This window comes from Streptomyces sp. B1866, assembly GCF_031932565.1.
Classification (GTDB): domain Bacteria; phylum Actinomycetota; class Actinomycetes; order Streptomycetales; family Streptomycetaceae; genus Streptomyces.
In genome coordinates this window covers 1-9,838 of the sequence record NZ_JAVSCF010000219.1, presented here as the reverse complement: position 1 = coordinate 9,838, position 9,838 = coordinate 1, and the positions used below count along the sequence as shown (strand labels likewise).

The 9,838-nt window shown below is 74.6% G+C and carries 7 protein-coding genes; 3 read left to right on the top strand and 4 right to left on the bottom strand.

Going from position 1 to position 9,838, the window contains the following annotated elements:
• A partial coding sequence (locus tag RKE29_RS23280; RefSeq protein ID WP_312007538.1) for a UvrD-helicase domain-containing protein occupies positions 1-2,907 on the bottom strand: 2,907 nt, incomplete at its 3' end.
• Positions 2,908-3,108: 201 nt separating this feature from the next.
• On the opposite strand from RKE29_RS23280, the gene RKE29_RS23275 reads away from it, so the two are divergent.
• Positions 3,109-4,131, top strand: coding sequence for a polyprenyl synthetase family protein (locus RKE29_RS23275; RefSeq protein ID WP_312007537.1), 1,023 nt, complete (start codon positions 3,109-3,111; stop codon positions 4,129-4,131).
• 165 nt (positions 4,132-4,296) lie between these two features.
• Here RKE29_RS23275 and RKE29_RS23270 read toward each other — a convergent pair whose 3' ends face one another.
• The 3 genes from RKE29_RS23270 to RKE29_RS23260 form a co-directional block, all read right to left on the bottom strand.
• Positions 4,297-5,448 (bottom strand): lipase family protein, encoded by a 1,152-nt coding sequence (locus RKE29_RS23270; protein ID WP_312007536.1) that lies wholly within the window; start codon positions 5,446-5,448, stop codon positions 4,297-4,299.
• A gap of 203 nt (positions 5,449-5,651) precedes the next feature.
• Positions 5,652-6,182, bottom strand: a complete 531-nt coding sequence (locus RKE29_RS23265; protein WP_312007535.1) for a TerD family protein — start codon at positions 6,180-6,182, stop codon at positions 5,652-5,654.
• A gap of 94 nt (positions 6,183-6,276) precedes the next feature.
• Positions 6,277-6,828, bottom strand: a complete 552-nt coding sequence (locus tag RKE29_RS23260) for an AAA family ATPase (protein WP_312007534.1) — start codon at positions 6,826-6,828, stop codon at positions 6,277-6,279.
• Positions 6,829-7,106: 278 nt separating this feature from the next.
• On the opposite strand from RKE29_RS23260, the gene RKE29_RS23255 reads away from it, so the two are divergent.
• Together RKE29_RS23255 and RKE29_RS23250 are read left to right on the top strand one after the other, a co-directional pair.
• Positions 7,107-7,856 carry a GntR family transcriptional regulator gene (locus RKE29_RS23255; protein ID WP_312007533.1) on the top strand — a complete coding sequence of 250 codons (750 nt, stop codon included), beginning with the start codon at positions 7,107-7,109 and terminating at the stop codon, positions 7,854-7,856.
• Positions 7,857-8,730: 874 nt separating this feature from the next.
• Positions 8,731-9,399: an SDR family oxidoreductase gene (locus RKE29_RS23250; RefSeq protein WP_312007532.1), complete on the top strand. Its 669-nt coding sequence runs from the start codon at positions 8,731-8,733 to the stop codon at positions 9,397-9,399.
• Positions 9,400-9,838: the final 439 nt, after the last annotated feature.

Genomic DNA, 9,838 nt, shown 5'->3' with positions numbered 1-9,838 from the left:
CTGGTCCCGCCCGGACTGGTCCCGCCCGGACTGGTCCCGCCCGGACTGGTCCCGTCCGGCCTGGTCCCGTCCGGCCTGGGGCAGCCGCTCCAGCACGGCGCCGGCGGCCCGCCGCACCCGGTCGCGCACCGTACGGCCCGTACCGCCCGCGCTGCCCGTACCGTCCGTACCGCTCACGCCGTCCGTACGGCCGGTGTCCGCGGACTCGTACGCCAGCTCGGCCACGATCCGCTCCACACCGGGCCGGTCGGCGAGCCGGTCGTGCGAGCGCTTCTGGAACGGCAGCCCGGCCTGCGTCAGCGCGTCCGCCACGGCGCGGGCCTGCCGGTCGGTGCGGTAGAGCACCGCGAAGTCCGAGAAGCCCAGGGCCGGCGAGCCGTCGGAGTCCACCCGGCCGCTGTCGAGGGAGTGGAAGGACGCTCCGCCCAGCAGCTGCTCGATCGTACGGGCCACGAACGACGCCTCGGCCTGCTCGGTCGCCGCGTGGTGGCGGCCCACCAGCGCCGCGCCGTGGTCGCCCATCGGCCGCAGGGTGCGGCCGGGGACGAGGGTGGTGGGCGCGACGACCTGGAGGGCGGCGGTCAGCACGTTCGCGCTGGAGCGGTAGTTGCGGGTCAGGTGGACGGTGCGGGCGGCGGGAAAGTCCTCCTGGAAGCGCAGGAAGAAGCCGACGTCGGCGCCGCGGAACCGGTAGATGGCCTGGTCCGGGTCGCCGATCGCGGTGAGGTCGCCGTCGGGCGGGGCGAGGCGGCGCAGCAGGCGGTACTGCTGCTCGTCCACGTCCTGGTATTCGTCCACCGAGATCCACTGATAGCGCTCGCGGTAGGCGGCGGCCAGGTCCGGGTCGGACTCCAGCAGGGCGACGGGCAGCGTGATCAGGTCGTCGAAGTCGACCAGGCCGCGCTCGCGCAGCACGCGCGTGTACCGCTCCGCGGCCTCCGCGGCCTCCGGGTCCGGCGCGCCGCCGCCCCGGCGCAGCCGGGTGAGCGCGTCCAGCAGGCGCCGGGCCCGCCGCTCGTCGCCGGTCGCCTCGGCGGCGACGGCGAGCTGCTGGGCCTGGTCGGCGATGCCGAAGTCGGGCCGCAGCCCGGCCCGTTCGTGCTGCTCGCGCAGCAGGATCCGGCCCAGGGAGTGGAAGGTGGCGATGGTCAGCCGTGGCGCGTGCGCGGGCGCCAGCGCGGCCATCCGCTCCGCCATCTCCTCTGCGGCGCGGCGGGTGAAGGTGATCGCCAGGCACTGCTCGGGCGGCACGCCGCGCTCGGTCACCAGGTGGGCCACGCGGTGGGTGAGCGTGCGGGTCTTGCCCGTGCCGGGACCGGCGATGATCAGCAGCGGCCCGCCGGGGGTCTCGGCGGCGGCGCGCTGCTCGGGGTCGAGGCCGTCCAGCAGCGAGCCGGTGGCGGGAGTCCGCCGCCCGGCGGATCCGCCCGCGGCGGACTCCCGCCCGGCGGACGGGCTTTCGGCAGGCGGGTTCTCGGCGACCGGGGCGGGCTCGGCGGCGCGCCGCGCCCCGGCCCCGCCGCCCTTCGGCTTCCTCCCCGCGCCCGCCGGGCCGGTCCGCTGACCCGGTACGGACGCGCCCGCCGCGCCGCCGTCGCCCGCCGCCTGCCCGAACAGGTCGTCGTCGAAGAGCGCGGGCGCGGTCGGCCCTGACGTCTTCAGCTCGCCGGGCTCGAACAGCCGGATCACGCCGTACTCCCCGTCGTATCCGGCGTCCCGGATCACCTCGCCGCGCCGCAGCCGCGCGACGGCCTCCCCCAGCGGCGTCGAGTGGGCGCCGAGGTCGTCCACCGGCACCTCGCCCAGGATGGACAGCTCGGGGCCCAGGGCGGCGGTCAGCCTGTCGATCTCTCCCTGGACCTTCTTGCTCTTCGGCCCCACGCCCAGGATCTCGCTCATGATCTCCGGCAGCGGCACGAGGCTGAGGAAGTCGGGGGCGCCCTCGGGCCGTACCGCCTCGGGCCGGTCGGCCAGCTCCTCGACCCGGCTGAGCACGCCGACCGTCAGCGGCTTGCGGCACACCGGGCAGGTGCCGCCGTGCTCGCGCGTCTCGTGCGGCTCCATCCGCACGCCGCACTTGCGGTGCCCGTCGACGTGGTACTTGCCCTCCTCGGGGAAGAACTCGACCGACCCCGCGTGCCCGTCGCCGGTCTCCAGCGCCCGCCGGATGGCGAAGTAGTCCAGGTCGGTGTCGAACAGCGTGGTCTCGCGGCCGAGCATGGGCGGCGAGTGCGCGTCGGAGTTGCTGACCATGCGGAAGCGGTCCAGGCCGGAGATCCGCCAGTTCATGGCCGGGTCGCTGGACAGGCCGGTCTCCAGCGCGAAGATGTGGTCGGACAGGTCGAGGTAGCAGTCCTCGATCGCGTCGAAGCCGGACTTGGAGCCGAGCACCGCGAACCACGGCGTCCACACGTGGGCGGGCACCAGGTAGCCGCCGCTGCCGCACTCCAGCGCGGTCTCCAGCAGGTCGCGGGAGTCCAGGCCGAGGATGGGACGGCCGTCGGAGCCGAGGTTGCCGATCCGGCCCAGCCTGCGGTTGAACTCGGCGGCCGCGTCGAAGTCCGGCATGTACACCAGGTGGTGGACCTTGCGGGTGCGCTCGCCGCGCTTGTAGATGGTGGAGATCTCCACCGACAGCATGAACCGCACCGGCCGGGCCGCCACGCTGGGCGGCAGCCTGCGGGCGATGTCCCGGTCGAGGTCGTCGCGCAGCCGGAACAGCCCCGGCTCGGCGGGCACCAGGTTCTCGCGCAGGTGGTCGAACCACGCCGGGTGGGTGAAGTCGCCCGTACCCACCAGCGTGATGCCCTTGCGCCGCGCCCACCAGGTCAGGTGCTCCAGGTCGCAGTCCCTGCTACAGGCCCGGGAGTACTTCGAGTGGATGTGGAGGTCGGCATGGAAGCGCACCCGCCGCATCCTTCCACACCTCGCGGCCCCGCTCCCGCCGCCGCGAACTCCCCCGAACGGGAGGGCCGGTGACCGGCCGAGAGGGCCCACCCGAAAGTTACCGGGGGAAAGTCGCGCGGCGGCCGGGAACCGGCGCGGCGCGTGGGCAAGGTAGAGATGCCGAACGCCGGTGACAGGTGTGAACCAGGGAGGCCGCAGAAGGTGACAACTCCGGGAACCGACCGCGAGGGAGAGCGGGACGGCTTAACGCCGGCGCTCGCCGACGACCTCGCCGCCCGCTGCGCGGGCGCCCCCGCCGAACTGGCCGACCTGTACCGGCACGCGCTGCTGCCCCCGGGCAAGCTGCTGCGCCCGCTGCTGGTCGCCGAGTCGGCCGCGGCCGTGGGCGGTTCGCCGGGGCAGGTGCTGCCCGCGGCGTCCGCCGTGGAACTGCTGCACGTGGGCACGCTCGTCCACGACGACATCATCGACGGGGACACGGTGCGCAGGGGCCGCGCCGCGGTCCACTACCGGTTCGGGTCCCACCGGGCGGTCGTGGGCGGCGACGCGCTGTTCTTCCAGGCGTTCGACGCGCTGGCCGAGTGCGCGCGGCGCGGCGTCCCGGCCGACCGGATCGTACGGGCCTGCGCCGCGCTGGCCACCGCCGGGCGGGACCTGTGCCGCGGCGTCACCCGCGAGCTGGACCAGGCGGGCACCCCGCGCCTGGCGCTGGGCGCCTACCTGGAGATGGCCGGGCTGAAGACCTCGCCCCTGTTCGGCGGCGCCTGCCGGATCGGCGCCGTGCTCGCGGGCGCGGACGACGGGCCGGCGGCGGCGCTCGGCGCGTACGGGCACGCGCTGGGCATCGCCTTCCAGGCCCGGGACGACCTGCTCGCCTACGAGGCGCCGCCCGAGACCACCGGCAAGCCCGCCGCGAGCGACCTGGACAACCACCGGCCCACGCTGCCGGTCCTGCTGGCCCACCAGCGCGGCACCGCCCAGGAGCGGATGGTGGTCGAGGCGCTGCTCGCCCAGGGCGGCCGCAGCCCCGCCGCGCACGCCCGGATGCGCCGCATCCTGGCGCGCACCGGGGCGCTGGACGCGGCGGGCGAGGTGATCGACGCGCACGTGGAGCGCTGCCACCGGGCGCTGGCCGAGCTGCCGACCGGTCCGGCCGTGGCGCGGCTGGCCGCGCTGGCGGACCGGCTGCGGCGGCGGCCGGGAGCGGCGCCGGGGGACGCGTAGCGGGACGGGCTCGGCGGCGCGTTCGGCCGCGGCGCACCGGGCCCGGTGGGCCGCCCGCTTCTGCGGCGCGTACGTCCTACACGTCCGGATCCGGCCGAATTCCGGGCCGGGCGGGCCACGGTGACCGGGCGGGCCACGGCCCGAGGGCCGCGGCCCGCGCGGCGGTCAGGCGGCGGGCGGTCCGGCGAACAGGTCCCGTACGAACGGGATGGTGTCCGGCAGCGAGGCCGTCATGGTGGCGCTGTGGTCGGCCCCGTCGTAGCTGCGGAAGGTGAACTTCTGGCCGTTCAGGGTCAGGTCGGCGGCCAGCTTCCAGTTCAGCGGCGCGGGCACGTCCTGGTCGGCGGTGCCCTGCCCGATGAAGAACGGCCGGTCGTACCCGGACACGGGGACGTCCATCACCGGGTGCGCCGTCCTGCCGAAGTCGCCGAGGCCCAGCGGCTTGCGCAGCAGTTGCCGCAGCTCGACGTCCTCGACCCGGCGCTCCAGGTCGGCGTAGCACAGCCGCTCGGCGTCGGCGACGACCTCGGCGCCGAGCGGGCTGAGGTAGTCCGCCATGTCGAAGTCGGGGCGCGCCGCCTGGAGGCCGCGGAAGATGTACGCGAAGTAGGCGACCGTCGCCGGGCCCACGACGTCGGGCGTCAGCGGGCCGACCAGCAGGGTGGCCACCGACACGATGTTGGACGCCGGGCCGGTGGCCACCGCGCCGCGGTAGTCCAGCTCGGGCCCGTACCGGGTGGCCAGGGACGCGGTGACCAGCGCCGCCTGGCCGCCCTGCGACTGGCCGATCGCCACCCACTTGCGCGACAGCGCGCCGTCGACGGCCCGGCCGGCCCGCACCATGTCCACCGCGGCCTGGCCCTCGGCGCGCCCGTCGAGGTAGGCGTGCACGCCCGGCGTGCCGAGGCCGATGTAGTCGGTGGAGACGACGGCGTAGCCCTGGGACATCCAGGTGGCCAGGTAGGTCATGTCGCGCTGGGAGCGCCCGGCCGTGGAGGGCGCGCAGGAGTCGTCCAGGCCGACCGTGCCGTGGGTCCACGACACCACCGGCCAGCCGCCCTCCGGCGCCTTGCCCTCGGGGACGAACACCGCTCCGCTGGACAGCGCGGGGTGTCCGAGCGAGTCGGTGGTCCGGTAGGTGACGCGGTAGGCCCGGCCGGTGCCCGCCACCCACAGCGCGCGCGGCAGGTCGGTGACCGAGACCACCGTGCCGGGCGTCGCGGGCCCCTGCGGCGGGTCGGCGGCGTACGCGGAGCCGACCAGCGGCGCGGCCATCAGGGCGATGGCGGCCACGGTGGCGAGTATGCGGCGTTTCATCCCGGTCGTCCCCTCACGGCTCACGCTGGTTGAGCCCGGTCGAGCTGTTGGAGCGTGGCACGGATGGTGAACGGCGAAACTATAAGAGGAAAATCTGCCAGCGGACCAGGGGTGAGCCGGGCACGGACACGGCCGCCGGGCCGACCGGCCCCGAAAGCACCGCGCCACCGCCGATATCGGGTGTGACGGTCAGGTGGGACGGATCAGGTGTACCGGCGGCCCATGAGCGCGGCGAAGGCGGCCGGATCGGCGTCGAAGCCCCGCAGGGCCTCGGCGAACGCCCATTCGCCGTCCTGCCTGCGGGCGAACTCCCCGACGGTCGCCGCCGTGCTCCCCGCGACGCCGGAAAAGTCGTCGGCGGTCAGCTCGGTGTATCCCTCCGCGACCCGCACGGCGGTGCGCGGCACCTCGCCGAACGTCTTGCGGCCCGCACCCTGCTGGATGGCCACGCCGACCACCACCCGGCCGTATGCCGGGGCCAGCCGGTCCAGCTCCAGGGTCATGACCTCGTCGTCCCCGAAGCCCTGACCGGTGCGGCTGTCTCTGTTGAGGGTGATCGTCCCGTCGGGCGACCGGCTGTCGAAGTGCACGAGGTACACGGGCCGGCCGTACGGATCGGCCGCGGAGTAGACCGCCGCGATGATGTCGAGGTCATTGGCCGTCTCACCGGGGGGACTCGGGTCCCACCTCAGCGACACCTGGACCCTGCCGAGCCCCTTGTTCGGATTGCTCACCAGACTTCCCTTCCCCCCGGACTGTGCTGGTGCGGGACGGTCCGCGGTCAATGGTCTCCATGATATCGCCGCGGGCGCCAGGGGTTTTTCCGTATCAGCGGCGGGAAGCGGCGGCCGACTCGCCGGACGGCAGGCGTTCCGGACGCAACCGCGGGATCGCGTGGCGGATTTCCGCCGTGCACGCGTCGATAGCCCGGCCGGCCGTGTCGATCACCAGGTGGTCGCGCTGCCAGGGCTCGTACTCGCGGGTGACGATGTCGTGCCAGGTGGGCGGCGCGAACCCGGGGATGTCCACGGCGCGCTCGGTGGCCCGCCGCTCGTGCTCCGCCGGATCCGAGCAGACGACCTCCACCTCGGCGACGGGCACGCCGGCCCGTACGGCCACGTCCCACCAGGCGTCGCGGGTGACGGCCAGGGGGTTGACGCACTCGGCGATCACCGTGAGCCCCTGGCGCAGGTGGTCCTCGGCCAGCGCGTACCCGACGACGTAGCCGACCGGGCCCACGGGGTGCCGCCCGAGACCGGCCCGGACGATCGCCTGCTCGACGGTGTCGATGCGCAGGTGAACGGCGCCGATCTGGCGGGCGAGGGCGCGCGCCAGCGTCGTCTTACCGGTTGCGGGCAGCCCGCACATGATGATGAGCATGGTTCATCATGCTCCCTGATCGGGTGTACCGACCCGGTACCTGCCCGCACTTTCCGGACCCGGCGGCCCACTTCGGACGCCCTCCCCCGCCACGGGTCGCCGCACGGCGGGTTCCCGTCGGCCCACCGGGAACCCGCCGTGAATGCGCCACTCGAAACACGCTGTGAACGTCCCGGGGAAGGAAGCGGTTTGCTGGCGTAACGCAATCCCGTCGCCGCCGCCCGGGCCATAGCGGAGTGCCGACGATCTCCCTCGCCTATAGTGCCTATAGTTGCGGCATGGCGCGCCGGAGCATTGTCGACGAGGTCACCGACCGCATCGCTCTTCAGATCGCTTCGGGCCGGTTCCAGGCCGGGGAGCGGCTGCCGTCCATCCGGCGGCTCGCCGACGCCCACGACATCAATCCTGCCACGGTCCAGCAGGTTCTCGGACGATTGCGGGCGGCCGGGTTCGTGGAGGCCCACCAAGGGGTCGGCGTCGTCGTCTGCGATTTCCAGCTCTACGGCGGCCTGGAGACGTGGCGCTACATCTTCCGCTTCTCCCGCCGCCTTCCCGACCTCGCGGTCAAGCTCCTCCAGGGCGTCCTGGAGACGCTGCACATCTTCTACGAGGCGTACCTGCGCAAGATCGCGGCCAGCCCCGGGGCGTACGACCCCAAGCCGCTGCGCCGCGCCCTGGGCCGGCTCGAACTGTTGGTCAGCGCCGAGGATGTGACGCCTCAGGACCTGCACCGGGGCATGCTGCAACTGCTGCGCAGCGGCTTGGTCGCGCTCGGCGGCAGCGTGGAGTTGGGCGTGCTCAACTCGATGGGCGGCATGCTGGGCGAGTTCCCCGAGGCGCTGGACGCGGTGTACCGCCGGCCCTCCGAGGTCGTGTGGTGGTGGGGGCAGGTCATCACGGCCTGGGAGGACGGCTCCCTCGACCTGGAGTCGGGCCACCAGGCGCTGGCGCTGCTCGACGCCTGGCACGAGGAGGTCCTGACGCGGCTGCGGGACCGGCTCGACGCGCAGGGGCCTCTTTCCGGCTGACGGCTCGTCCGGCGACGCGCCGCCGCCGGCCTTCTGGGAATCTCCGGGAATGGCGGGAAGCGCCGGAGGCGGCAGCGGTGGCCGGAAACCGGCGGAGAACGCCGGAGACCGGAACGGAGACTTCCTGAGAGGCCACGGGAAACCGGCGGGGAAGCGGCGGGAAGAACCCGGGAAAACCACCGGCGACAACGCGGCGAACCGCGGGGATTTCCCGCCCGAACCGCCCTGCGACCTCCGCACACTCACCTGACGACGAATCATGCCGCGGCTTTAATCACCTGACTGCGTGTTCACGAGACACTGTGCGACACATACTGTGAGAACCGCCGTGCGTCAGGAAGACGAGGGGAAGCCATGCGGTCGAATCATCCGTCGGGTGCCCCCCGGCGTCCACGACTCCAACCGGTGGCGGCCACGAGCCGTCCGGTCGGCGCACCCGCGTCCCCAGCGGTGCCCACGGCCACGGCGCCGTAGCAGCCGGGCCGCCCGGCAGGCGACCGCCGCACCCGGGACCGGGCACCTGAACCGCGCGCATACCGGGGGAAACGGACGGGCCACCGTTCCGGTTCCGCCGGACCGGGCCGCCAGGCCGCGGACCGCGCCGACCGCCCGGAGCCGGGGTCCCCGTGCGCCGGCTGACGGGCGGTGCCGCCCGGTGCGCCGCCGCGCACCGGGCGGCGCGCCAGGCGCCGGCACCGCGCCGCCCATGCCGTCCGTACCGGCCCCCGCCCGACCGCCCGCCACGCGTCGCCCCCCACCCGCCCGGGCGCACCGCTCCGCAGCCGTCCACGCCGGTCCGACCACCCGGCCCTTCCGCTCGACGTCCCCGCCCCCGACCCGACGGAGTTCCATGACTTCCCCGATCACGGCCCCGATGGCAGGTTCGCGCATCCTCGTCGTCGGCACGGGCCCGATGGGCGTGGCGACAGCGCGTGCGGCGCAGGACGCGGGCGCCGAGGTGTTCCTGTCCAGCCGCTCCCAGGAGCGGCTCGACAAGGCGTTAGCGCGGCTCCCGGAGGTACACGGCCTGATCGCCGACCCCGAGGACCACCAGCAGGCCGACCTCCTGGTCCGGCAGGCGGGCCCACTGGACCACATAGCCGCCCTGGCCGGCGGCGCCCCCTCCCTGGCCCGCGGCATCGCCGACACCCCGGTCCACGTGGCCCAGCGCTCGTTCGCCCGCTTCTGGCTGAGCTACAACCTCCTCCAGGCGTCCATCGGCACCGTCCGGGAAGGCGGCTCGGTCACGCTCCTGTCCGGCGCCAGCGCCTCCCGCCCGTCGGGCGGCAGAGGCTTCTGGGGCTCCCTGCACGGCGCGATCGAGGCGCTGGGCCGCAACGCCGCCTACGAACTCGCCCCCCTCAGGGTCAACACGGTCAGCCCGGGAGGCATCAACGTCGTCCCGATGAACTGGCAGCTCCTCCCCCACGCGGGCATGGCCGAGGACGTCGCCTCCATGGTCCTGGCGGTGATGGCCAACCCGGCGGTCACCGGGACGGTCATCGACGTCGACGGCGGGGAGTTCCTGGGCACCTTCGAGTAGCCCGGGCGGGCGGCCGGACCTCGCGGACCGCCGCGAGCGCCGTGCGGCGCGGCGGCGCGCCGGCCGGACGGGCCGTACGCGCGTGTACGCACCCGTACGCGCGCGCCGGTCCGGCCGCCCGCGCGGGGCGATCATTGCGGCCTCATGAACTGTGCCCCGGCCCGGGAATAGGCGCGTGGCCTGCGACCTTGCCACTGTCGCCGTCCACGGCGACGACGCTCGCGGCGGCGACGGTGCCGCGAGCGAGAGCGAGGGAGCAGATGGCCACAGCGCATGTATTCACCCGGTACGGCGGCCCGGAGGCGGGCCGAACCGGTCAGGGGCGGCCGGGCCGCGGCTTCGGCGGCCGGAACCCGCGACCGGGCCGCGGGGGCGCCTCCGCCCCGCGCGCGGCACGCGCCGTCCCCGGCGGCGGAGCGGCCGGAGGACGCCGGACGGC